This is a genomic window from Olleya sp. KKT75 (assembly GCF_055635485.1).
In genome coordinates this window covers 764,283-788,974 of the sequence record NZ_CM145759.1, presented here as the reverse complement: position 1 = coordinate 788,974, position 24,692 = coordinate 764,283, and the positions used below count along the sequence as shown (strand labels likewise).

Genomic DNA, 24,692 nt, shown 5'->3' with positions numbered 1-24,692 from the left:
TTATAGTCTGTTTATTATAAAAATTAGTCCAATTATTAGTGTGGCCATTAAAACACCTTTTGCTTTGTCGTCCTGCTTTCTGTTTAAAAACAGAAAGAATAATCCTAAGTTAAGCAAAGCGCCAAGACTAACCAACTTACCAACAAATTTAAATTGTAATGCTTGTTTTATAGTAGATTCAATTCCAAACTTTGAAAACAAAACAATATATAGTATCACACCAACACAGGTGCAAAGTATACCTAGAATAAATCCAATTATAATGTCTTTTTTATTTTTCAAATTGCCACGTGTTTAAGTGTTGCATATAATGGTGTGCAGTCAAATCGTATTGTACAGGTACTACAGATATGTAACCGTTTTGTAAAGCATACTCATCTGTATCAGTGCCTTTATCGTAATTTGCAAATTCACCCGTTAGCCAATAGTAATCACGACCTTGAGGTGTTTGGCGTTTATCAAATTTTTCTTTCCAGTTTGCTTTTGCTTGTCGGCAAACCTTAATTCCTTTTAATTCCTTCTTTTTTAAATCGGGAATGTTGACGTTTAAAATAATCCCTTCAGCAATTTTATTTTTAAGCGCGTTTTCTGCAATTTGCTTGATATACTTTTTTGAAGCTTCAAAATCGGCGTCCCAACTATAGTTTAATAAAGAAAACCCGATAGCAGGTATACCTTCAATACCAGCTTCTATTGCGGCACTCATCGTACCCGAGTAAATAACGTTTATACTACTGTTGGAACCGTGGTTAATACCGGATACACAAAGGTCTGGTCGTCTGTCTAGTACTTCGTTAATTGCAATTTTAACACAGTCGGCAGGTGTTCCAGAACAGCTATATTGTAAAGTTTTGTCACCAGGTTTAGAAACTTTATCTAAATGCAATACATTGTTTAATGTTATGGCATGACCCATTCCGCTTTGAGGACTATCGGGAGCCACAACTACAACATCTCCAAGGGTTTCCATAACTTCAATTAAAGCTAAAATTCCTGGTGCAGTTATTCCGTCATCATTAGTGATTAAAATCAGTGGTTTTTTACTCATAAAAGGGGATTTTATTTACGTAGCTAAAATACACAAAATCTCTCGGAACTGTTCAATTTATTCGGTTTAACAAAAAATTAGCTGCTTTAGGTTTTATTGGCATGGTTTTTTCTTTACTTTAGTAGAAATTTCTCGTAAAAATTTAAAAAGAACAGATGAAAAGGAAATATAATATAATATTACTAGTGCTATTATTAGCATTTGGGTCTTGCAGCTTTACTGCAAAAGTAGATGATGATCCTGATAAAGATAAATTACTGATTCAAATCATAACGTTGGCATTAGATCAACTCCACTTTGAACCAAAGGAATTAAATGATGCATTTTCTGCTGAAATCTATTCAGACTACCTAGAGTTAGTTGACCCATTAAAACGTTACTTTTTACAATCAGATATTGATGATTTCAAGAAATTTGAAACTGAAATTGATGACCAATTGAGAGCGTACGATATTTCGTTTTTTAATATGGTTTATGAGCGTTTAATACAACGTCAGCAGGATGCAAAAGAGTATTATAAAAGTATTTTGTCTAAACCATTTAATTATGAGCAAGACGAAGACTATAATGCAGATTACGAGAGTTTAGCATTTGTAAAAAACAAGAAGGCTTTAAAAGAACGTTGGAGACAACAATTAAAATTTAATACATTATCTGGTTATGATATGTTGATTGATCAGCAAAATGGTGAATCAAAAACTGATGATGAAGCTGAAGCTGAAGTAAAAGAGCCTATTGTAAAAAAGTCTTTAAAAGAAATTGAAGAAGAGTCAAGAGCAGAAACTTTAAAAACACTAGATAATTATTTTACAGATTATATAGATGATATGGAACGTGAAGACTGGTTTGCTATGTATGTTAATACAATAGTAGAGGAGTTTGATCCACATACATCTTATATGGCGCCAACAGATAAAGATCGTTTTGACCAACAAATGTCTGGTAAGTTAGAAGGTATTGGTGCGCGACTGCAAAAGAAAATGGACTACATTAAGATTGTAGAATTGATTTCTGGAGGACCAGCTTGGAGAGATGGAAAGATTGAGGTTGGAGATTTAATTGTTAAAGTACGTCAAGACAAAGAAAAAGAAGCGATTAGTGTGGTAGGTATGCGTATTGACGATGCCATCAAATTAATAAAAGGCCCAAAAGGAACTAAGGTTATTTTAACTATGAAAAAAGTTGATGGCTCTTTTGAAGATATTGCTATTACTAGAGATATTGTTGAGCTTGAAGAAACGTATGCAAAATCATCGATAGTTAAAAAGGATAACAAAAATTATGGTGTGATTAATTTACCTAAATTTTATGTGGATTTTGAAGACTATAAAAGCAGAAATGCATCTAGCGATATTAAGTTAGAAATTGAACGTTTAAAAGAACAAGGTATAGAAGGATTAGTATTGGACTTACGTAACAACGGAGGTGGGTCTTTAAGAACAGTTGTTGATATGGCTGGATTATTTATTAAAGATGGACCAGTAGTACAAGTAAGATCTACGGACGAGCCTAAAGAGGTGTTATCAGATACTGATAAATCTATTATTTGGGATGGGCCATTAGTAATTATGGTTAATGAGCTGTCTGCTTCTGCATCAGAGATTTTAGCTGCAGCTATGCAAGATTACAAACGTGCTATTATTATTGGAAGTAAGCAAACTTATGGGAAGGGAACAGTACAAAACGTATTGGATTTAAACCGTATGGTGCGTAACAGTTCTCACGGAGATTTGGGTGCTTTAAAATTAACGCGTCAAAAGTTTTACCGTATTAATGGTGGGTCTACACAATTAGAAGGTGTTAAAAGTGATGTGGTAGTTCCGGATCGTTATAGCTTTATCGACATTGGAGAGCGTGATCAAGAAAACCCGTTAGCTTGGGATAAAATTACACCTGTAGAATATGAAGTTTGGAATAGCTATTTTGATTACGATACAACTATCGCAAATAGTAAAAGTCGTATGGAAAACAATGCACAATTAAAGCTTATTGAAAGCAGTGCTAAATGGGCTAAAACTAAAATGGATGATAATAATTATTCACTTAATTACAAGAAATATAAAGCTGAGTTAAAGTTGAATGAGGAAGAAGCAAAACAGTTTGAGGCTATTGCCGATTATAAAACTAATTTGACTTTTGAATCATTACCATATGAGCAAAAGTTATTTGAACAAGACACAATCTTACGTGATAAGCGTAACAGGTGGCACGAAAATTTAAGTAAAGATGTTTATGTCGAAGAAGCTATTAATGTGCTTAACGACTTAAAAATGACCTACGAAATTAAAAAAGTAGCAACCATAAAAGACTAAGGTCTATCGGTCCTATTGCAATAGGAAACTAAAATTTATGGTGACTAAAACAAATTCATTATCACAAATAGCGCTTCAAAAGTTTAAAAAAAACTTTTGGGGCGTTTTTAGTTTGTGCTTCATAGGTGTTGTTGGGTTAATCTCTGTGTTTGCATATCTATTTGCGCCAGATAATTCGCAAAACGCTAATCAAATGCATGTTTCTATTCATTCTAAATCTCCAGGATTTACAGTAGACATGTTGACTATTCCTTCTCAAATTAAAAATGAACAGTCATTTTTAGATAAAATATTTTTTGGAGTAAAAAATACTGATACTGAAATACCAATAGCTACTTTCAGTGTAAACGATAATCAGTTGACTTATACGGAGTATGCTTCTGATGGTTTAGAGGGTGTTTCTAAAACAATTGCAGCAGATTTTATAATGAAAAATTCAGCTAGACAATATATAAAGTCGGTGACATTTTATTTAGGAACAGACAAGTATGGACGTGACCTATTAAGTAGGTTATTAGTTGGTGCTAGGATCTCGTTTTTTATAGGTTTTGTGGCTGTATTTATATCTTTAGTTATTGGAGTTTTTATGGGGAGTGTCGCTGGTTATTACGGTGGAAAAGTAGATGCTTTTATAATGTGGATTATTAATGTAACTTGGTCCATTCCAACACTATTATTAGTGATTGCAATAACTTTAGCCTTAGGAAAAGGGTTTTGGCAAGTGTTTATAGCAGTAGGTCTAACGATGTGGGTGGAAGTTGCTAGAGTGGTAAGAGGGCAACTAATTAGTGCCAAAGAAATGCAGTATGTAACCGCAGCACGTGCTTTAGGGTTTAAAGACTATAGGATAATTACAAAGCATATACTGCCAAATATTATGGCGCCAGTTATTGTTATTTGTGCAGCCAATTTTGCAGCAGCAATTTTGATAGAATCTGGGCTTAGTTTTTTAGGGATTGGAGCACAACCGCCTATGGCTAGTTGGGGAGCAATGATTAAAGATCATTACAATTACATAATCCTAGGTAAACCTTATTTAGCGGTGTTACCAGGATTATGTATCATGTTTTTAGTAATGGCGTTTATGCTTATTGGAAATGCATTACGCGATGCTTTAGATGTTAAACATTAAGGATTTGTAGACCATAACGCTGCGCTTTTAAGCATAGCTCTTCTAGGTAACTTTAATCCAGCAACGACTAACTCAGCAAAGTCTTCAGGTTGTAAAATACTGTCTTCAGAGTCTCTGTTTGCAATACCTAAATCTACAGACATATCAGATGCAATAGTACTTGGTGTTAGTGTGCATACTCTAATGTTGTTTTTTCTAACTTCCTTCATTAAAGATTCTGATAAGCCTATAACAGCAAATTTTGAAGCTGAATAAGCAGATGTAGTGGCATTACCACTTAATCCTGCTGTAGATGATACATTGATAATGTCACCTTCGTTTTTATCAATTAAATAAGGTAGGACTTCCTTGGTTACATAGTACATACCCATAACATTGGTTTGGATAATTTTAGTCCACTGACTAACTTCCATGTCATTTAAAGTCCCAAAAGCTGCAATACCTGCATTGTTGACTAATATATCAACAGTACCTAAAGTATCTATTAGTGTTTTAATACCTGTTTTTACTTGGTCATAATTACCAACGTCAAACGCAGCATAAGTTGCATTTACACCCAATGCTTTTAGTTCGGCAACAGTTGCTTTTAAAGTCTCTTCGTTTCTACCTGTAATAGCAACGTCAATACCTTCTTTAGCAAATGCTATTGCGGTAGCTTTACCTAGTCCTTTTCCGCCTCCAGTAATTATTGCTTTTTTATTTTTTAAGTGTTCCATTTATTCTTCTTTATTCTACTATTTCGTAATCAATACTTAGTTTTCGTAATGCTCTTAATGCGGATCCTGAATTTTTATCTTCCATTTCGATATCAACGGGATCGCCTTCTAATAAAATGTCTGTAAGCTCATTGGCTAGAGAGTCATTTATGTTTGATGAGATTTCGACAATACATTTAGCAATTGCTCTTTTGTCTGGTCGTTGCGCATCGCAGGATAATAGATTTATTTTCATGATTTTAATTTATAGTTGTAAAGATACTACTGTTTATTTGGATTGACGGTGTGTCCTTACATATTGTAAACACCACCATTAATATCTAATGTTGCTCCGGTGATAAAACCATCATATTCTGAAGCTAGATATAATACAGCTCTTGCAACGTCATCTGCATTACCAGCACGTTGTATAGGTATACCTGCTGTTGTAGCTGCAGCAGATTCTTTTGTTGTGTGTGTGTTATGAAACGATGTACCTAAAATTAGTCCAGGCGATACGGCATTTACACGTGTACCTTGAGGTCCTAATTCTGCAGAAAGCGCACGCGTTAATGTTAAAATAGCACCTTTACTTGTTGAGTAGGCCAATGATCCAGGGTGTCCGCCTTTACGTCCAGCCAAAGAAGCTAGGTTGACAATACTACTGTTGTCGTTTTTTGCAAGATGCGGTGCAGCTGCTCGAGTAACAAACATCATAGAGGTTAAGTTTATGTCCATAACTTTATGCCAAAACTCAGCTTCCATTTCGTTAAGCAGTTTACGGGCAACCAGAGAACCTGCATTGTTTATTAATATATCTAAACCACCAAGTGCTTCTACTGTTTTTGCAACTAATGCGTTTGCATCCTCCTCTTTTGTTAAATCACCGCTTATGGCTACTGCTTTTTGTCCTTTTTTGGTGGCGTAAGCTGTCAAGTCATTAGCAGTGTCAGCACTAGAAAAATAATGTATTGCAACATTGGCTCCGCTATCAATAAAGTGCTTAGTTATAGCTTCTCCAATACCTTGTGCTCCAGCTGTTATAAGTACATTTTTTCCGCTTAATTTAGTGTTGTTTGTCATGTTGTTCCGTCGTTTAGTATAATTTGTAATTGCATCAAGCCTAAAAAGAGTGTGTTAGGCTTAAAATTTGGTTAAGCAACTAAAGTAATAAAAAAGCTGAAGAGTAGCGGGTTTTCAATGTGAAAGTCTAGTTAAAACATGATTGTTTTAACTAAGTAAAATGATTGCGTAACTAATACGTGTATAATAGGTACGTGTTTTAGTTGCTATTTTTTAGAAAGTAGCAGTTAATTGCTCTGCAGCGTGAATTTGTATAAGAAGTAAAAGATGTTAGACTTTAGTCTAAAATAAAGCTTTGGTTTAGGCTGTCAATATATTGTAATACCTCTTCTTTACCAATGTCCTTACTAGAAGACGTTATAAAGTAGTTTGGCATTTCTTCCCAAGTTTCTAACAAGATGTTTTTATAATCTTCAACATGGTTGTCAATAGCTTTAGGTTTAAGCTTATCCGCTTTAGTAAATATGATAGAAAACGGAATGCCTTTTTCTCCTAAATACTGCATAAAATCTTGGTCAACAGGTTGAGGTTTGTGCCTGATGTCTACAAGTACAAATGCAGTTACCAGTTGTTCACGTTGTTCTAAATACTGAGTGATAAATTTTTGAAAAACCTTTTTGATGCTTTTAGAAACCTTAGCATAACCATAACCAGGTAAATCTACTAAAAACCAATCGTGATTGATTAAAAAGTGATTTATAAGCTGTGTTTTTCCTGGGCGACCAGATGTTTTTGCTAAACTTTTTCTGCTGGTAAGCATGTTTATTAATGATGATTTACCAACGTTACTTCTACCAATAAATGCATATTCTGGTAAGCGATCTTTCGGACACTTGGCAGCGTCAGAATTACTTGTTATAAATTCGGCAGACTTGATGTGCATTGTAAAACTGTTTTTGGTATCGCTAAAGCGAAAACTTTTAGTGTAAGATATGTAGTAACTAGTTTGGTTTAAATATTTCGAGTTTTAAACCAGTCAAATAAAATCTGATTAAATGTATCAGGATGTTCCATCATAGCAGCATGACCACATTTGTCTATCCAGAATAAATCAGAATTTGGTAGTAATGCATTAAACTCGTCAGCCACATCAGGAGGTGTAACACCATCATTTTTACCCCAAATGATACATGTTGGTGTATTCATTTTTGGTAAATCCTTAGCCATATTATGTCGGATAGCACTTTTAGCAATTGCTAAAGTTTTAATTAATTTGTTTCTGTCGTTTACCGTTTCGTAAACTTCGTCAACAATTTCTTTGGTCGCTACAGCAGGATCATAAAAAACTTCTTGAGCCTTTTTCTTGATAACTTCGTAGTCACTTCTTTTAGTATAACCACCACCCATTGCACTTTCGTAAAGTCCAGAACTTCCTGTAATGACTAAAGCTTTTACTTTGTCAGGATGCATTTTAGTGTGATATAAACCAATATGCCCACCTAAAGAATTGCCTAAAAGCACAACATCATTAAGTCCTTTGAATTCAATAAAATCGTAAAGATATTTTGCAAAAGATTTAACGTTAGTTTTAAGTAAAGACTTACTGTATATAGGCAGTTCGGGTATAATTACTTTGTAGCCATTAGCACTAAAAAAATCAGTGACAGCAGCAAAATTACTTAGTCCTCCCATAAGTCCGTGAAGTACAATTATTGGTTGTCCTTCACCAACTTCGATATAGTTAAATTTTCCTTCTTTTTTAAGTGTACGAGCCATTAATGATTACTAGTTTACATCAAAAGCAAATATAAGTATTTCATTTAAAAAACAGCTATTTTAATCATTTAGTTCATTGCGGTTTTATGAAATAAAATTCATAATTACTCCCACTTGGTTCTAATTCTTTTAGTTGTCTGTTCTCTTGATATTTGTCTGTTTTTGAGCCTGATTTATGTGTTAAAGTTACAATACTTATTAACAATGTGGTAGAATGTGGTAAAAAGTGGTGTTTTTTTCAATATATTTGATTTTTACAAATTTTGATAGGTAAAAACGGTTGTGAACTCATTAATAGGAACATACGAATGTAAAGTAGACGCAAAAGGGAGGCTTATGCTGCCTGTTGCGTTGAAAAAACAGTTGGCTCCAGAGTTGCAGGACGGTTTTGTTTTAAAAAGAGCAGTTTTTCAGGAGTGTTTGGAGTTGTATCCAATGCAGGAATGGAATGTTTTGATGCAAAAGGTAAATAAGTTAAATAGATTTAAAAAGAAAAACAACGATTTTATACGTCGCTTCACAGCAGGTGTAAAAATAGTTGAAGTAGATGCTAGTGGGCGTTTGCTGATTCCTAAGGATTTAGTTGCTTTTGCGTCGATAACAAAAGAGATTGTAATGTCTTCGGCTGTAAATATTATCGAGATTTGGGATAAAACAAAATATGAGAAGGCTATTGATGATGCAACTGTTGATTTTGCAGATTTAGCTGAGGAAGTAATGGGTAAAGACGATGACGATGACAGCATATCATAATCCAGTATTATTAAATGAAACCGTTGGTGGCTTGGCTATCAAGGAGGATGGCGTCTATGTGGATGTTACATTTGGTGGTGGTGGACACAGTAGAGAAATATTAAAACGTTTAGGAGAAAACGGTAAGTTATATGCTTTTGATCAGGATAAAGATGCGCTTGAAAACGCAATTGACGATCCTAGATTTGTATTAATACATGAAAATTTTAGATACATAAAACGCTTTTTACGCTTTCATGGTGTAAAAGCTGTGGATGGTATTTTGGCGGATTTTGGAGTGTCGTCACATCAATTTGATGTTGCGGAACGTGGATTTTCTACTCGCTTTGAGGCGGAGTTGGATATGCGTATGAATCAAAATGATACACTGTCTGCTTATCATGTTATTAATGAATATGATGAAGAGCAACTTAAGCAGGTGTTGGCGCAATACGGAGAGCTTCGTTCTGCTTCAGCTATGGCGGGTTTAATTGTAGAGCAACGTAAAGAAGAGGAGATTAGAACTAGTGATCAACTTAAAAAAGTATTGCAACGCTTTTTGTCTCCAAAACATGAAAACAAAATATTAGCGCAAATATATCAAGCGATAAGAATAGAGGTTAATCAAGAAATTGAGGCTTTGAAGGAGTTTTTACAACAAACGCCAGAGATTTTAAAGCCTAATGGGCGTGTTAGCTTAATTTCTTATCACTCTTTAGAGGATAGATTGGTGAAACGATTTATTAGAAATGGCTTGTTTGAAGGGGAGCCGGAGCGTGATGTGTTTGGTCGTTTTGAAGTGCCATTAAAAAAAGTCGGCGGTTTAATTATTCCGTCTAAAGAAGAAATAAAAATTAACAACAGAGCACGTAGTGCAAAGTTGCGTATTGCAGAAAAGATTTAAGCAATGAAAAAAAGTATCTATAGTTTATTGCGAGGGACTTTTTTAGTAAGTGAAGATTCTTTTAAAAACTGGAAAGTAATATTTTTTCTTTCGGCTTTAGCCTTAGTGATGATTGCTAGTTCTCACAGTTTGGATAAGAAAGTATACGAGATAGCAAAACTTAATAATCAAGTTAAAGAATTGCGATCCGAATTATATGATGGAAGGACCCGATTGATGCAACTAAAAATGGAGTCCTCTGTTGTGAAAAAAATGAAAGAAAAAGGGTTGGCGCCTTCAGTAATTCCGCCTAAAAAAATAATTGTTAAACCAGAAAGCTAAGTTCAAATCGTGGCATTAACCGAAAAGAACATATTAAACAGATTGTATTTTGTCGCAGGATGTATGTTCGTCTTTGGGCTGCTTGTGGTTGGGAAATTGTTAACCATCCAAGTGGTGCAAGGTGATAAGTATAGGGCGCTTGCAGACAAGCGTGCTTTAAAGGATGTTGTCATTCCTGCAAACAGAGGTAATGTGTATTCTTCAGATGGTAGCTTATTAGCAACTTCAATACCTAAGTATGATATTTTGTTTGATGCAGTAACGCCATCAGATAAAAATTTTAAAGCAAACATAATTGCTTTAAGCGAGGCTTTGTCTAAATATTCTGGTAAGTCTAAAACGTATTATAAAAAGGAATTAGGGAAAGCTAGAGCAAATAAAAATAGATACTTTTTGTTAGCACGAAATATTGGTTATTCAGACTATTTAAAGTTTAGAGAGTTTCCTTTATTAAAATTAGGCGCTTTTAAAGGTGGGTTAATTGTGGAGCAGAAAGTGAAAAGAGAACATCCTTTGGGTGAAGTTGCGCAACGTACTATTGGGTATGAGCGTACGGATGATGAAGGTAATATTACAAGAGCAGGTATAGATGGTGCTTTTGGAGTGGATTATTTAAGAGGTAAAGACGGTAAGCGTCTTAAGCAGAAAATAGGAAAAGGACAATGGAAGCCAATTTTAGACTACGATCAAGTAGAGCCTAAGGACGGTTTGGATGTATATACAACTATAGATGTTAATATTCAGGATATTGCGCATCATGCCTTGTTAGAACAGTTAGAATTGTACGAAGCAGAACACGGTACTGTGGTGGTTATGGAAGTTGCTACGGGAGAGATTAAGGCAATTTCTAATTTAGGAAAAACAAAGTCTGGATATTATTACGAAAAAAGGAATTATGCGGTTTATGAGTCGCATGAGCCGGGTTCTACTTTTAAGCTAATGGCTATAATGGCAGCTTTAGAGGATAAAAAAATAGACACGTCAGATGTTATTGACACGGGTAATGGGTATAAGGTGTTTTATGGAAGAGGAATAAAGGATTCTCACGGAAACGGAAAAATATCTGCAGCTAGAGCTTTGGAGGTATCTTCAAATATTGGTTTAGCAACAATTATTGATGATGCTTATGCTAAAAATCCAGAACGCTTTTTAGATATTTTAAGCAGTTGGAATTTAGATAAAAAATTAGGTATTTCTATTAAAGGAGAAGGAGCACCAATGATCCCGAGACCGGGAGATGAAAAATGGAGTCGTAATGCGCTTCCGTCTATTGCTTATGGTTATAATCTTAGGTTGACGCCTTTGCAAACGCTAACTTTTTATAATGCGGTTGCTAATAATGGAGTAATGGTTAAGCCTAGGTTTATTAGAGAGGTTAAGGAATTGGATAAGCAGATAGAGTCTTTTGAAAGGTCTGTGATTAATCCAAAAATCTGTTCGGACGCTACGTTAAATGCTGCTAAGGCAATGCTTGAAAATGTGGTGACTAGAGGTACTGGGCGTTCATTGTACTCTGATTATTTTTCAATGAGCGGAAAAACAGGTACTGCAAGGGTAGAGTATTGGATGGATGACTGGGCTAAAAAGCCAAGATATATTTCGTCTTTTGCGGGTTACTTTCCTTCGGATAAGCCTAAGTATTCTTGTATAGTCGTGATACATAAGCCGAGTATTAAAAAAGGATTTTATGGAGCAGATGTCTCTGGTCCTGTATTTAAAAAAGTAGCTCAAAAAATATTTACAGACACACCGCTAATTGATGAGGTGGCATCATTAAATGTTGTTGATGCATCAGTAGAAAAAGAGTATGAAGGGTATTATAACGTTGCAAATACTTATAAAACGATTATGCCAGATGTAACCGGATTACCAGTTATGGATGCATTGGCTTTGTTGGAAAACATGAACGTTAAAATCAAAGTCCAGTGTAATGGGGTTGGTGTAGTTAATAAGCAATCGGTAAGTAAAAATACCAAGTTAAAAAGTAATCAAATAATAGTTTTAGAAGCGTCGTGAATTCATTAAAAGACATATTATATAAGGTAACGCTAGATGCGGTAGTTGGTAGTACTGATGTTTTGGTGCGCAATATCCAGTTTAACTCTCGTAGTATCGCGGTTAATGATGTTTTTGTGGCTATAAAAGGTAGTCTTACGGATGGTCATCACTATATAGATAAAGCAATTGAGCAAGGTGCTATTGTTGTGGTTTGTCAAGAAGTACCTGTTACTACTAAAATAGGAATTACTTATATAAAGGTGGATGATTCTAGTCGTGCTTTAGCGATTATGGCAGCTAATTTTTATGGTAATCCTTCTGAGAATTTAAAGTTAGTTGGTGTAACGGGTACCAATGGAAAAACAACTGTTGCGTCACTTTTGTATCAATTATTTAAAAAAGCGGGGTATAAGGTTGGGTTGTTGTCTACGGTAAAGATTATGGTGGATAATGAAGTGTTTACGGCGACACATACAACACCCGATTCTTTAACAATAAATCAATATCTAAAGCAGATGAATGATCAGGGTGTTGAGTTTTGCTTCATGGAAGTTAGCTCGCACGGGATACATCAAAACAGAACTTTAGGTTTGAAATTTGAAGGTGGAATTTTCACAAATTTATCTCATGATCACTTAGATTATCACGATACGTTTGCAGAGTATAGAGATGTAAAAAAACGCTTTTTTGACGAGTTGCCTAAATCGGCATTCGCGTTAATTAATGGCGATGATAAAAATGGAAGCATTATGCTTCAAAACACTAAAGCAAAACAATATACTTATGCTTTAAAAACCTATGCGGATTATAAAGCTCAGATTTTAGAGAATCAGTTTAGTGGTTTGTTATTAAAGCTTAATGATAATGAAGTTTGGGTAAGATTAATCGGAACATTTAATGCTTATAATATTTTGGCAATTTTCGCTACTGCGGAATTGTTGGGTCTTGAAAAACAAGAGTCGTTAAGGCTAATTAGTGAGTTAGAGAGTGTGAGTGGGCGTTTTCAGTTTGTGATTTCTGATCAGAAAATAACTGCTATTGTAGATTATGCACATACACCGGATGCTTTAAAAAATGTGTTAGAAACTATTAATGATATCAGAACTAAAAATGAAGATGTTATTACTGTTGTTGGTTGTGGAGGTGATAGAGATGTCACTAAAAGGCCAAAAATGGGGCATATCGCTTCGGCTTTAAGTACTAAAGTTATTTTTACAAGTGATAACCCAAGAAGTGAAGTGCCTGAGGCTATAATTGAAGCAATTGAAGTTGGGGTGGAGTCTCAAAATTTTAAAAAAACACTGTCTATTGTAGACAGAAAACAAGCAATAAAAACAGCGTGCCAGCTGGCTAAACCAAATGATATCATTTTAATAGCCGGAAAGGGGCATGAGACGTATCAAGAGGTAAAAGGAGAGCGTTCTGATTTTGATGATTTCAAAATAGTAAAAGCGTATTTAAAACAATTAGAAAAATAAATTTTGATGGTCTCTAGAAGTAGAGCTTCAAAAACAAAATAAAATATTAAGAGAATGCTGTATTACTTATTCGATTTTTTAGAAAAAAACTATCAATTTCCTGGTGCTAGTGTGTTTCAGTTTATCACATTTAGGGCTGCGTTGGCAATATTATTGTCGTTGTTGTTTTCTACAATTTTCGGAAAACGCATCATAGTAGCTTTACAGAGAAAGCAGGTTGGAGAATCTGTAAGAGATTTAGGTTTAGATGGTCAACTAGAAAAAGCAGGTACTCCAACAATGGGAGGTATTATCATTATTCTAGCTACTCTAATTCCTGTGTTGTTGTTTGCTAAGTTGGATAATATTTATGTGATATTATTAATTGTTACCATGTTGTGGATGGGAGCAGTTGGTTTTACAGATGATTATATAAAAGTATTTAAAAAGAATAAAGAAGGGTTAAGTGGTAAGTTTAAAGTTTTAGGTCAAGTTGGTCTTGGTTTATTTGTGGGGTCTGTGATGTATTTTCATCCGGGTATTACTATTAAAACAGAAAAGGTTAATCCTGTTTTTGAAACTGAATTAATTACACAGAATTCACCTAGAGAGTTTAATGTAGCGGAACAGTCTTTAAAAACAACGATTCCTTTTGTAAAAGATAACGAGTTTGATTATACAGATTTAGTGACTTGGATGGGTGATGAGTACGCTAAATATGCGTGGTTAGTATTTATTCCAATCGTAATTTTTATTATCACAGCAGTCTCTAACGGGGCTAATTTAACGGATGGAATTGATGGTTTAGCAGCAGGTAGCTCCGCTATAATCGTCTTTGTGCTTGCTATTTTTGCTTTTATATCTGGTAACATCGTGTTCTCGGATTACTTGAATGTCATGTTTATTCCGAATCTGGGAGAAATGGTGGTGTTTATAGCTGCTTTTGTTGGGGCTTTGATTGGGTTTTTATGGTATAATACCTATCCAGCTCAAGTGTTTATGGGTGATACGGGTAGTTTAACTATCGGTGGTGTGATTGCTGTAATAGCAATTGCAGTAAGAAAAGAGTTATTGATACCGGTGCTTTGCGGAATTTTCTTTGCAGAGTCACTATCAGTAATCTTACAGGTAGCTTACTTTAAATATACAAGAAAGAAATATGGTGAGGGTCGACGCATTTTTTTAATGTCGCCTTTACATCATCATTATCAGAAAAAAGGATATCACGAAAGTAAGATTGTAACACGTTTTTGGATTGTAGGTATTTTGCTTGCTATACTAACTGTTGTAACCTTAAAATTAAGATAGGATGAAACGATTAGTGATTCTTGGAGCAGGAGAAAGCGGTGTCGGAACTGCGCTTTTGGGACAAGCCAAAGGGTTTCAGGTCTTTGTTTCTGATAAAGGAAAGATTAAAGATAAATATAAAGAGGTTCTTATACATAATAAGGTTGAGTGGGAAGAGGAGCAGCATACTGAAGCTAAAATATTAAATGCAGATGTTGTGATGAAAAGTCCAGGAATTCCTGATAAAGTAGCTATTGTAAAAGCGCTTTTAGATAAAGGAGTTGCTGTGATTTCGGAAATAGAATTTGCAAGCCAGTTTACTGATGCTACAATAGTTGCAATTACAGGTAGTAACGGTAAAACAACAACAGCTATGTTGACGCACCATGTGTTAAAACAGGAATTAGATGTTGGATTGGCAGGTAATATTGGGGATAGTTTTGCAAAGCAAGTTTTAGAGCATGATTTTAAAAATTATGTTTTAGAAATAAGCAGTTTTCAATTAGATGGCTGTGTAAACTTTAAACCAAATATTGCTGTAATAACCAATATTGTACCGGATCATTTAGATCGATATGATTACAAATTTGAAAATTACATTGCTTCAAAATTTAGTATTACTAAAAATCAAACAAAAGAAGATTATTTGATTTACGATGCAGATGACGAAGTGATTTTAGAGTACATAAAAAAGAATACCATTCAAGCTACATTATTACCGTTTTCGTTAACAAAAACAATTGAAAATGGTGCGTATTTGGATCAAGACAACATTATAATAACAATAGATAATAATCAGATAATTATGCCAACAAAAAATATCGCTTTAGAAGGAAAACATAACGTAAAAAATGCAATGGCTGCATCTACAGTTTCACATTTATTAAAAATTAGAAAGCAAACTATTCGCGAAAGCTTAGAAAACTTTCAGGGTGTTGAGCATCGTTTAGAAAATGTGCTTAAGATTAATAAAGTACAGTATGTAAACGACTCTAAGGCGACTAATGTAAATGCAACTTATTTTGCTTTAGAAAGTATGTCATCTCCAACGGTTTGGATTGTTGGAGGAGTGGATAAGGGTAACGATTATAAAGAGTTGTTTTCGTTTGTAAACGAAAAAGTAAAGGCTATTATTTGTTTAGGTGTAGATAACCAAAAGCTGTTGGCTAGCTTTGGTGATATGGTTGATGTTATTGTTGAAACGCAGTTTATGAGCGAAGCTGTAAAAATAGCTTACAAAATAGCGGAAGCTGGTGATAGTGTATTGTTGTCTCCTGCATGCGCGAGTTTTGATTTATTTGAGAATTATGAGGATAGAGGGCGTCAGTTTAAAGATGCGGTAAGAAATTTATAATATATAATTTTAAAAAAAACAAGTAAAAGCCTGTTTAGGTGGGATTGTGAGATAATGCAAAATTCAATAATAAATAATATAAAGGGAGATAAGTTAATATGGGCTATATCAGCACTGTTGGCTATATTTTCGTTTTTACCTGTTTATAGTGCTGCTAGTAATTTAGTAAATATTAGTGGTGACGGAAGTACGTTTGCATATTTTGTAAAACACTTTATGCATTTGTTTTTAGGGTTTTCTATTATGTACGGTGTACATAAAATACCATACAGATACTTTAGAGGGTTGTCAATGGTTATGATGCCTGTGGTTTTTGTATTGTTAATTTTAACGGTATTGCAAGGGACTACTATTGATGGGGCTAATGCAAGTCGTTGGATAAGTATACCTTTTGTTAATATGTCATTTCAAACATCTACGTTGGCAGCAGTGGTGTTAATGGTTTATATAGCACGTTACTTATCAAAAATTAAAGACAAAACAATTACGTTTAAAGAGTCGATTTTACCGCTTTGGATTCCGGTGTTTTTAGTGTTAGCATTAATTTTGCCTTCCAATTTTTCGACAACCGCTATTATTTTTGTGATGGCTTGTGCGTTGTTGTTTTTAGGTGGGTATCCTTTACGTTATTTAATAGCGATGGGTCTAGCTGGTATTGTTGGTTTAGCCATGTTTGTGTTGGTTGCTAAAGCATTTCCAGATGCTATGCCTAACCGTGTTGATACCTGGATAAGTCGTGTAGAAAGTTTTTTTAACGGAGAGGATTCAAAAGAAGATTATCAAATAGAAAGGGCGAAAATTGCAATTGCTTCTGGAGGAATTGTTGGTGTTGGTTCAGGGAAAAGTATTCAGAAAAACTTTTTACCACAATCATCATCAGATTTTATTTATGCAATTATTGTTGAAGAATACGGTTTAATTGGTGGCTTTGCATTAATGGTGTTGTATATGTGGTTGCTATTTAGAATAATAATAGTGTCTCAAAAAGCAGATACGGTTTTTGGTAAGTTACTTGTGTTAGGTGTTGGTTTGCCAATAATTTTTCAAGCAATGATAAATATGGCGGTGGCTGTAGAGTTGTTTCCTGTAACGGGGCAAACACTACCTTTAATTAGTAGTGGAGGTACTAGTATTTGGATGACCTGTTTGGCTATTGGAATTATTTTAAGTGTAAGCGCGAAAAGAGAAGAGTTAATTAATAAAGAAAAAGAAACCGATGTAGATAACCCGCTAGAGGTGTTGTCTGAGGCGTTGGAGGATTAAAATAGAACAGTGAATAGTAAAAATAAAACATATAAAATTATTTTATCAGGTGGTGGTACGGGTGGTCATATCTATCCTGCTATAGCAATTGCTAATGAGCTTAAGTTGCGTTATCCTGATGCTGAGTTTTTGTTTGTTGGTGCAAAGGATAGAATGGAGATGGAGAAAGTGCCTCAGGCTGGTTATGCTATAAAAGGGCTTTGGATTTCAGGTATTCAGCGTAAGCTAACACTTAAAAACATGATGTTTCCGTTTAAACTAATTAGTAGTTTATGGAATGCGAAAAAGATAATTAAACAATTTAAGCCAGATGTAGTTATTGGGACTGGTGGTTTTGCAAGTGGTCCATTGTTGCAAGTTGCAACGTATAAAGGAATACCTAGTTTAATTCAAGAGCAAAATTCATTTCCAGGTATTACAAATAAATTTCTGGCTAAAAAAACCGAAAAAGTATGTGTGGCCTATAACGGTTTAGAACGCTTTTTTCCTGCTGAAAAAATTATAAAAACAGGTAATCCTGTACGTCAGGATTTATTAGATATTTCTTCTAAAAGAGCAGAAGCAATAAAGTATTTTGATTTAGTTGAAAGTAAGCAGACGCTTTTAGTGTTAGGTGGTAGTTTAGGAGCTAAAGCAATTAACGAGTTAATGGTTAATGAACTAGATTTTTTACAAACACTAAACATACAAGTGATTTGGCAATGTGGTAAGTTGTATTATCAGAGTTATAAGTTGTACGGTAATACAAAGCATGTTCAAATACATGAGTTTATAAATAAAATGGATTATGCCTATGCTGCTGCAGATTTTATAATATCTCGTGCGGGAGCTGGTTCTGTTAGTGAGTTGTGTATCGTTGGGAAGCCTGTAGTTTTTGTGCCTTCTCCATATGTGGCGGAAGACCATCAGACTAAAAATGCATCGGCAATAGTTAATGAAAACGCAGCGCTTTTAATTGCACAAGACGATTTAAAAGTAGACTTTAAAAATAAGTTTGGGCAGTTAGTGGCTTCAAAAGAAAAACAAGAAGAGTTAAGTAAAAACATAAAAAAATTAGCATTAGTAAACGCAACCAAAGACATCGCGGACGAGGTTGAAAAATTGCTAAACAAATAATGGATTTAAAAAAGATACATAACATTTATTTTATTGGTATTGGAGGTATCGGTATGTCTGCTATTGCACGCTATTTTAAAGCAAGTGGTAAGCAGGTGTCTGGGTATGATAAAACACAAACAGATATTACTAATAGTCTTCAGGATTTAGGTATAACGGTGTGTTTTGAAGATGCTATGGCTAATGTGGAGGGATGTTATTTAGATTCAGAGTCAACCTTGGTTGTGTATACACCTGCAGTACCTAAAAGTCATTTGCAATTAACCTATTTTAAAAATAATGGGTTTACGGTTTTAAAGCGTTCTGAAATTTTAGGGCTAATAACAGAGCATACATTTTGTCTTGCTGTTGCTGGTACGCATGGTAAAACAACAACGACAAGTATTTTAGGGCATTTATTAAATGAATGTAATGTTAAGTTGACTGCTTTTTTAGGTGGGATTAGCGAAAATTATAATTCTAATCTAATATTAAACGGTGACAAAGTTAGTGTTGTAGAGGCAGATGAGTTTGATAGATCTTTCTTGACATTAAGTCCAGATATGGCGTGTATAACGTCTATGGATGCGGATCATTTAGATATTTATGGTGATGCTTCAGAGTTAATTAAAACATTTGAAGATTTTACCAGAAAGCTAAAACCTAACGGTAAGTTGTTTGTTAAAAATGGGTTGCCTTTAAATGGGATTACTTACGGAATAGAAGATGATGCAGATTATACTGCTCAAAATATAAGAATAGAAAATGGGGCTTATGTTTTTGATGTTAAAACACCAGAAACAGTGCTCAAAGATTTTAAATTTAATTTGCCGGGAAGACATAATTTATCTAATGCCTTAGTGGCTTTGGCTATGTCTATAGAGTATGGTGTTTCTGGACCACAGCTTGTTGCGGCACTAGCATCGTATTTAGGGGTTAAACGCAGATTTACTTATCAGATAAAAACGGATGATTTAGTTTTTATCGACGATTATGCACATCATCCAGAAGAAATTAATGCGGTACATCAAGCAGTGCGTGAGATGTATCCAAAGGATAAGGTTGTAGCTGTTTTTCAGCCACATTTATTTTCTAGGACTAAGGATTTTGCTGTCGAATTTGGAAAAAGTTTGTCGCAGTTTGACGAGGTTATTTTGTTGGATATTTATCCAGCAAGAGAATTGCCTATTGAAGGCGTGACATCGGAATGGTTGTTGAGTTTAATAGATAATGAAAACAAAAAATTAGTATCAAAAACGGATCTAATTAGCAGTATAAAGCAAAGTAGTGCAAAAATTGTATTGACAATTGGAGCCGGAGATATTGGAGTTGAAGTTGCAAAAATTAAAAAAGCATTAATTAATGAAGATTAATTGGGACTATATAAAAATGATGGTACTACTAGGTTTAGTAGTGTTTTTGTATGCGTTTTCTTCAGCAAGAAATGCTAAGCGAGAAGTGTCAAAACCTCTAGTGGAATTTGTGGGTAATAAAAACCTGTTTATTACGCATGAAGATGTTAGTAAGTTGTTAATACAAAATCAACAAAACGCTACCAACAAGTCCAAAGAAATTTTAGATTTGAATTTGTTAGAAAGTACCCTAAACGCAAATCCAATTATCGAGTTTGCAGATGTTTACGTTAGTGTTACCGGAAATCTGGTAGCTAAGGTTAAACAAAAAATGCCTATTGCTAGAGTTATAGACGAGACTTCTTTTTATGTAGATAGTAATGGTGGCTTTATGCCTCTGTCAAAAAACTACACAGAACGTGTCCCAATTGTAACCGGTATTGTGGACAAAAAAGACTTAGGAAGGATTCATGAAATAGCAACAAAAATTCAAAAAGATGAGTTTTTGAAAAAACATGTAGTACAAATTCAACAAAATAAGGATAATACTATAGATCTTAAGTTAAGACAGTGTAATTTTGTAGTCAAAATAGGCAGTTTAGAGCAATTGGATAAAAAAATCAACAATCTAAAAGCCTTCTATTTAAAAGCCACAAAAGATAAAACCTTAAATAATTACAGTAAAGTAAACTTACAATTTGGTAGTCAAGTTGTGTGTACAAAAGCATAAGTTATGGAACAGAACATTGCAGTAGGATTAGACATAGGTACAACTAAGATTGTAGCTATGATTGGTCGTAAGAACGATTATGGTAAAGTCGAAATTTTGGGCATAGGTAAGTCTAAAAGTTTAGGTGTACATCGTGGTGTAGTAAATAACATAACGCAAACCATACAATCCATTCAGCTAGCTATTCAAGAAGCAGAAGCTGCAGCAGCAACAAAAATTGAAGGTGTAACTGTTGGTATTGCCGGGCAACACATTAGAAGTTTACAACACAGTGACTATATAACAAGACCAAATAGCGAAACGGTTATTGATGATGATGACATTGATAGGTTAATTAACCAAGTGCACAAATTAGTGATGTTACCTGGAGAGGAAATTATCCATGTATTACCACAAGAGTATAAAATTGACGGTCAAGCCGAAATCAAAGAACCAATTGGTATGTATGGTGGGCGTTTGGAAGCTAATTTTCATGTTGTAGTTGGTCAAGTGTCATCTATCAGAAACATTGGTCGTTGTGTGCAAAGTGCAGGATTAACTTTGGAGGGTATTACTTTAGAGCCTTTAGCTAGTGCAAACGCAGTACTTAGTCAAGAAGAAAAAGAAGCAGGAGTTGCCTTAATTGATATAGGAGGAGGTACAACAGATTTAGCCATTTTTAGAGATGGTATAATCCGTCATACTGCAGTTATTCCTTTTGGAGGAAACGTTATTACAGAAGATATCAAAGAGGGGTGTTCTATAATAGAAAAGCAAGCCGAATTACTTAAAATTAAGTTTGGAAGTGCTTGGCCGGGAGAAAACAAGGATAATGAAATTGTTTCTATCCCAGGTTTAAGAGGGCGTGACCCCAAAGAAATTACTTTAAAAAACTTGTCTAAAATAATTCACGCTAGAGTTGTGGAGATTGTAGAACAAGTGTACGTAGAGATTAAAAACTACGGTCACGAAGAGCAAAAAAAGAAACTAATAGCTGGTATTGTATTAACAGGTGGAGGAAGCCAATTAAAACACTTAAAGCAGTTAGTAGAATATATTACAGGTATGGATACTAGAATAGGGTACCCAAACGAACATTTAGCAGGAGATAGTGACGATACTATTACTAGCCCATTATTCGCAACAGCGGTAGGATTAGTAATGGACGGGTTAAAACGTCAAGATCGTAAAAAAGCCGAAGCTAAAATTGAAGAAGCTATCCAAGCACAAGAAGAGGCTGTTATAGCACAAGAGGAAGCTACGCAAGCAGAAGCTGAAGCAGAAATAGAAAAAATAGAACCACCTAAAAAACAACGTAAGTCGTTTTTAGATACGTTAACAGACAGAGTCAAAGACTTTTTGGATAACGCAGAATAATTTTAATAAAAAGTAAGCGATGTGTGTATCGCGAGAATAATAATAATTGATCCAGTAAAATAGAATTTATGAGCAGCAACAACGAATTCGAAAACATATCATTCGACCTTCCAAAAAACCAATCCAATGTGATTAAAGTCATTGGTGTAGGTGGAGGAGGTAGTAACGCTATTAACCACATGTTTCTTCAAGGAATAAAAGGGGTGGATTTTGTAATCTGTAATACAGATGCGCAAGCCTTACAAAACAGTGGTGTACCAAACAAAATCCAATTAGGTCTTAATTTAACCGAAGGGTTAGGGGCAGGAGCTAATCCAGATGTAGGAGAGCAGTCAGCTGTAGAAAGTTTTGACGATCTACAACGCATGTTGGATACTAATACCAAAATGATTTTTATCACAGCAGGTATGGGTGGTGGAACAGGTACAGGTGCAGCACCAATTATTGCTAAAATGGCTAAGGATTTAGACATTTTAACAGTTGGTATTGTAACAATGCCTTTTCAGTTTGAAGGTAAAATGAGAAACCAACAAGCCCAAGAAGGGATTGAAAAATTACGTAGAGAAGTAGATTCTTTAGTAGTTATTAATAATAACAAACTTCGTGAAGTATACGGAAACCTAGGTTTTAAAGCCGGTTTCTCTAAAGCTGACGAAGTATTATCTACTGCTGCCCGTGGTATTGCAGAGGTAATAACACACCATTACACACAAAACATTGATTTACGTGATGCTAAAACAGTCCTAAGTAATAGCGGTACTGCTATTATGGGATCTGCTTCTGCATCAGGTCAAAATCGTGCACATGAAGCGATATCTAAAGCATTAGATTCACCTTTATTAAACGATAATAAAATTACTGGAGCTAAAAACGTATTGTTGCTAATCGTTTCTGGTGCTCAGGAAATTACTATTGATGAAATAGGAGAAATCAATGATCATATTCAAAATGAAGCGGGTCACGGTGCAAACATTATTATGGGAGTTGGAGAGGATGATAACCTTGAAGAGTCTATTGCTGTAACAATTATTGCTACAGGTTTTGATGTAGAACAACAAAACGAGATTAGTAATACAGAAACTAAAAAGGTAATTCATGCTTTGGAAGATGACCAAAACATGGAGCAAGATTTAACAGGAAAAGAAAAAGAGCCTACTATAATCATGCCTACAATAGAGTTAGAAGATAAAAAAGAAGCACCTCAAGCTATTGTTAAACATACATTAGATTTAGATGAAGAAGATTTATCTGATATCGAAATCACACAAGTTAATAAGCCTAAAAACAACAGTTACCAAGATTTAGATTTAATTCCTACTAGCGAGTTTATTAAAAATATTGACGTTAAGTATAGCGAAGTAGACGTGGTGATTGATGAGACAGAAGAATTTAATATTATAGATTCTAATGTTAATAATATTGAAGTTGTTAAAGTTGAAGAAGAGAAAAAACAACAAATTACTTTAAGCTTTGACATGCCTTTATCAGAACCAGTAGTAGACACTATTGTTGAAGAAGAAGCTCCGGTTATAATGAATTTGTCAGACGATATCAATAACATGGAAGTTAACGATTTTGTTGAAGTTATTCCTGTAACTGAAAACTCAGAAAAAGGAGAAGTAAGATATGCTTTAGATGATTATATTGAGGCAGAGTCTACAATAAATAAAGTAGCAGAACCAAAAGTTGAGGTTGATAAAGAAGTTGTTTTTGAAAGAAAACAAGTAGAAACTGAAGCGGTTGAAGTTGATGCAGATGCTGAAGTAGATCCAATGAATACGCCAATATCTGAATTACTAAAAAGTAGAGCAGATGAGCGTAGAAAGAAAATGAAAAACTTTAACCACAAGTTTAATAGTTCTAAAATTGAAGATATTGAGAAAATTCCAGCTTATAAACGTCAAGGTTTAGAGCTTAATGATAGTCAACATTCTTCAGATAATAATATTTCTAGAACCTCTTTAGGTGTAGATGATAATGATGATATTCAGTTAAGAAGTAATAATTCTTTCCTACATGATAATGTAGATTAATACCAATCATAATTAATAAAGATTATTAGTATTAAACCTATTTAATAGCAGGACTAATAAATTATATTAATCCATTTCTAACCCGAAAAGTTCCCTCAAACTTCTCGGGTTTTTTTAACCATAAATAAGTAACTGCTCCGTGAGACTTATAAACAGTAAACTAAATACTATTTATTATCTTCGTAGCTCAAATAAAACATAAAAAAGATGAGTTTATCTACAGATATAATGACAGCCTTAAAGGTGGCAATGAAAAGTAAAAATACAGTTGCGCTAACAGCATTAAGAGCGGTTAAGTCAGCTATATTATTAGCACAAACAGAGAATGGTGCAAAAGAAGAGTTAACAGAAGAGCAAGAACTTAAAATACTTCAAAAGCAAGTAAAGCAACGTAAAGATAGTGCTGCTATATTCTTAGAGCAAGGGCGTGAGGATTTAGCGACTCCAGAATTAGCTGAAGCAGAAGTAATCTCTCAATTTTTACCAGAAGCTATGAGTGATGAGGATGTTGCTAAAGTGGTTGAGGCTGTAATAGCTAAGACAGGAGCAGAAGGTATGAAAGACATGGGTAAAGTCATGGGAATGGTTAGTGGTGAATTAGCTGGTAAGGCAGACGGAAAAACAATTTCTACTATTGTAAAGGCTAAATTGTCTTAATAAGTTAGGCCTCGTAGTTCAACTGGATAGAATGTCAGATTTCGGCTCTGATGGTTGGGGGTTCGAATCCCTTCGGGGTCACGAATAAATAAAAAAGTTGCATGTCAAATCAAGCTCGCTTGAATTTGTAAGTGCAACTTTTTTATTTTCAAAGCTGAGCTTTGAGG

The 24,692-nt window shown here is 34.5% G+C and carries 23 protein-coding genes and 1 tRNA gene; 17 read left to right on the top strand and 7 right to left on the bottom strand.

The annotated features are described in order from the left end of the window. Both ACZ2G2_RS03530 and surE read right to left on the bottom strand, forming a co-directional pair. Positions 1 to 282 (bottom strand): hypothetical protein, encoded by a 282-nt coding sequence (locus ACZ2G2_RS03530; protein WP_101204077.1) that lies wholly within the window; start codon positions 280 to 282, stop codon positions 1 to 3. Then, positions 272 to 1,048, bottom strand: coding sequence for a 5'/3'-nucleotidase SurE (gene surE / locus ACZ2G2_RS03525; protein ID WP_470393992.1), 777 nt, complete (start codon positions 1,046 to 1,048; stop codon positions 272 to 274). The genes ACZ2G2_RS03530 and surE overlap by 11 nt, the downstream gene beginning before the upstream one ends. Positions 1,049 to 1,203: 155 nt before the next feature. Here surE and ACZ2G2_RS03520 point away from each other — a divergent pair, with 155 nt between their 5' ends. Together ACZ2G2_RS03520 and ACZ2G2_RS03515 are read left to right on the top strand one after the other, a co-directional pair. Further along, positions 1,204 to 3,360, top strand: coding sequence for a carboxy terminal-processing peptidase (locus tag ACZ2G2_RS03520; protein ID WP_090837943.1), 2,157 nt, complete (start codon positions 1,204 to 1,206; stop codon positions 3,358 to 3,360). Positions 3,361 to 3,397: 37 nt separating this feature from the next. Beyond that, on the top strand, positions 3,398 to 4,492 hold the full coding sequence (locus ACZ2G2_RS03515; protein ID WP_090837941.1) for an ABC transporter permease: 1,095 nt from the start codon (positions 3,398 to 3,400) through the stop codon (positions 4,490 to 4,492). Here ACZ2G2_RS03515 and ACZ2G2_RS03510 read toward each other — a convergent pair. From ACZ2G2_RS03510 to ACZ2G2_RS03490, 5 genes are all read right to left on the bottom strand, one after another. After that, positions 4,489 to 5,208 (bottom strand): 3-ketoacyl-ACP reductase, encoded by a 720-nt coding sequence (locus tag ACZ2G2_RS03510; RefSeq protein ID WP_090837939.1) that lies wholly within the window; start codon positions 5,206 to 5,208, stop codon positions 4,489 to 4,491. The two genes, ACZ2G2_RS03515 and ACZ2G2_RS03510, sit on opposite strands and share 4 nt — an antisense overlap. A 10-nt stretch (positions 5,209 to 5,218) precedes the next feature. Continuing rightward, a complete protein-coding gene (locus ACZ2G2_RS03505; RefSeq protein WP_090837937.1) occupies positions 5,219 to 5,443 on the bottom strand; it encodes a hypothetical protein in 225 nt (74 codons plus the stop codon). A gap of 56 nt (positions 5,444 to 5,499) precedes the next feature. Then, a complete protein-coding gene (locus ACZ2G2_RS03500; RefSeq protein ID WP_470393989.1) occupies positions 5,500 to 6,270 on the bottom strand; it encodes an SDR family NAD(P)-dependent oxidoreductase in 771 nt (256 codons plus the stop codon). Positions 6,271 to 6,547: 277 nt separating this feature from the next. Continuing rightward, on the bottom strand, positions 6,548 to 7,153 hold the full coding sequence (gene yihA / locus ACZ2G2_RS03495; protein WP_090837933.1) for a ribosome biogenesis GTP-binding protein YihA/YsxC: 606 nt from the start codon (positions 7,151 to 7,153) through the stop codon (positions 6,548 to 6,550). 68 nt (positions 7,154 to 7,221) lie between these two features. Beyond that, positions 7,222 to 7,986, bottom strand: a complete 765-nt coding sequence (locus tag ACZ2G2_RS03490) for an alpha/beta fold hydrolase (protein WP_090837931.1) — start codon at positions 7,984 to 7,986, stop codon at positions 7,222 to 7,224. A gap of 282 nt (positions 7,987 to 8,268) precedes the next feature. On the opposite strand from ACZ2G2_RS03490, the gene mraZ reads away from it, so the two are divergent. From mraZ to ACZ2G2_RS03415, 15 genes are all read left to right on the top strand, one after another. Continuing rightward, a complete protein-coding gene (gene mraZ / locus ACZ2G2_RS03485; RefSeq protein WP_090837929.1) occupies positions 8,269 to 8,739 on the top strand; it encodes a division/cell wall cluster transcriptional repressor MraZ in 471 nt (156 codons plus the stop codon). After that, a complete protein-coding gene (gene rsmH, locus ACZ2G2_RS03480; RefSeq protein ID WP_282069129.1) occupies positions 8,717 to 9,622 on the top strand; it encodes a 16S rRNA (cytosine(1402)-N(4))-methyltransferase RsmH in 906 nt (301 codons plus the stop codon). Before mraZ ends, rsmH begins: the two co-directional genes overlap by 23 nt. Positions 9,623 to 9,625: 3 nt before the next feature. Further along, positions 9,626 to 9,943, top strand: coding sequence for an FtsL-like putative cell division protein (locus ACZ2G2_RS03475; RefSeq protein ID WP_090837924.1), 318 nt, complete (start codon positions 9,626 to 9,628; stop codon positions 9,941 to 9,943). 63 nt (positions 9,944 to 10,006) lie between these two features. Then, a complete protein-coding gene (locus tag ACZ2G2_RS03470) occupies positions 10,007 to 11,959 on the top strand; it encodes a penicillin-binding protein (RefSeq protein ID WP_470394896.1) in 1,953 nt (650 codons plus the stop codon). Further along, positions 11,956 to 13,419, top strand: coding sequence for a UDP-N-acetylmuramoyl-L-alanyl-D-glutamate--2,6-diaminopimelate ligase (locus ACZ2G2_RS03465; RefSeq protein WP_470393986.1), 1,464 nt, complete (start codon positions 11,956 to 11,958; stop codon positions 13,417 to 13,419). Before ACZ2G2_RS03470 ends, ACZ2G2_RS03465 begins: the two co-directional genes overlap by 4 nt. A 54-nt stretch (positions 13,420 to 13,473) precedes the next feature. Next, the gene (gene mraY, locus ACZ2G2_RS03460) at positions 13,474 to 14,706 is read left to right on the top strand and encodes a phospho-N-acetylmuramoyl-pentapeptide-transferase (protein ID WP_090837918.1); all 1,233 of its coding nucleotides are present in this window, start codon (positions 13,474 to 13,476) and stop codon (positions 14,704 to 14,706) included. 1 nt (position 14,707) lies between these two features. Further along, positions 14,708 to 16,039: a UDP-N-acetylmuramoyl-L-alanine--D-glutamate ligase gene (murD, locus tag ACZ2G2_RS03455; protein WP_090837917.1), complete on the top strand. Its 1,332-nt coding sequence runs from the start codon at positions 14,708 to 14,710 to the stop codon at positions 16,037 to 16,039. Positions 16,040 to 16,093: 54 nt separating this feature from the next. Next, positions 16,094 to 17,302: an FtsW/RodA/SpoVE family cell cycle protein gene (locus ACZ2G2_RS03450; protein WP_470393984.1), complete on the top strand. Its 1,209-nt coding sequence runs from the start codon at positions 16,094 to 16,096 to the stop codon at positions 17,300 to 17,302. A gap of 9 nt (positions 17,303 to 17,311) precedes the next feature. After that, positions 17,312 to 18,418: an undecaprenyldiphospho-muramoylpentapeptide beta-N-acetylglucosaminyltransferase gene (gene murG, locus ACZ2G2_RS03445; RefSeq protein WP_470393983.1), complete on the top strand. Its 1,107-nt coding sequence runs from the start codon at positions 17,312 to 17,314 to the stop codon at positions 18,416 to 18,418. Beyond that, the gene (gene murC / locus ACZ2G2_RS03440; protein WP_281847316.1) at positions 18,418 to 19,770 is read left to right on the top strand and encodes a UDP-N-acetylmuramate--L-alanine ligase; all 1,353 of its coding nucleotides are present in this window, start codon (positions 18,418 to 18,420) and stop codon (positions 19,768 to 19,770) included. Before murG ends, murC begins: the two co-directional genes overlap by 1 nt. After that, positions 19,760 to 20,479: a cell division protein FtsQ/DivIB gene (locus ACZ2G2_RS03435; protein WP_090837908.1), complete on the top strand. Its 720-nt coding sequence runs from the start codon at positions 19,760 to 19,762 to the stop codon at positions 20,477 to 20,479. The genes murC and ACZ2G2_RS03435 overlap by 11 nt, the downstream gene beginning before the upstream one ends. 3 nt (positions 20,480 to 20,482) lie before the next feature. Then, positions 20,483 to 21,835 (top strand): cell division protein FtsA, encoded by a 1,353-nt coding sequence (gene ftsA / locus ACZ2G2_RS03430; RefSeq protein WP_090837907.1) that lies wholly within the window; start codon positions 20,483 to 20,485, stop codon positions 21,833 to 21,835. Between the two features lie 68 nt (positions 21,836 to 21,903). Then, entirely contained in the window at positions 21,904 to 23,868 is a 1,965-nt protein-coding gene (gene ftsZ, locus ACZ2G2_RS03425; protein ID WP_470393980.1) for a cell division protein FtsZ, read from the top strand. A 207-nt stretch (positions 23,869 to 24,075) separates the two neighbouring features. Continuing rightward, entirely contained in the window at positions 24,076 to 24,525 is a 450-nt protein-coding gene (locus tag ACZ2G2_RS03420) for a GatB/YqeY domain-containing protein (protein ID WP_090837902.1), read from the top strand. 7 nt (positions 24,526 to 24,532) lie between these two features. Continuing rightward, positions 24,533 to 24,606: transfer RNA gene (locus tag ACZ2G2_RS03415), tRNA-Arg, on the top strand. Positions 24,607 to 24,692: the final 86 nt, after the last annotated feature.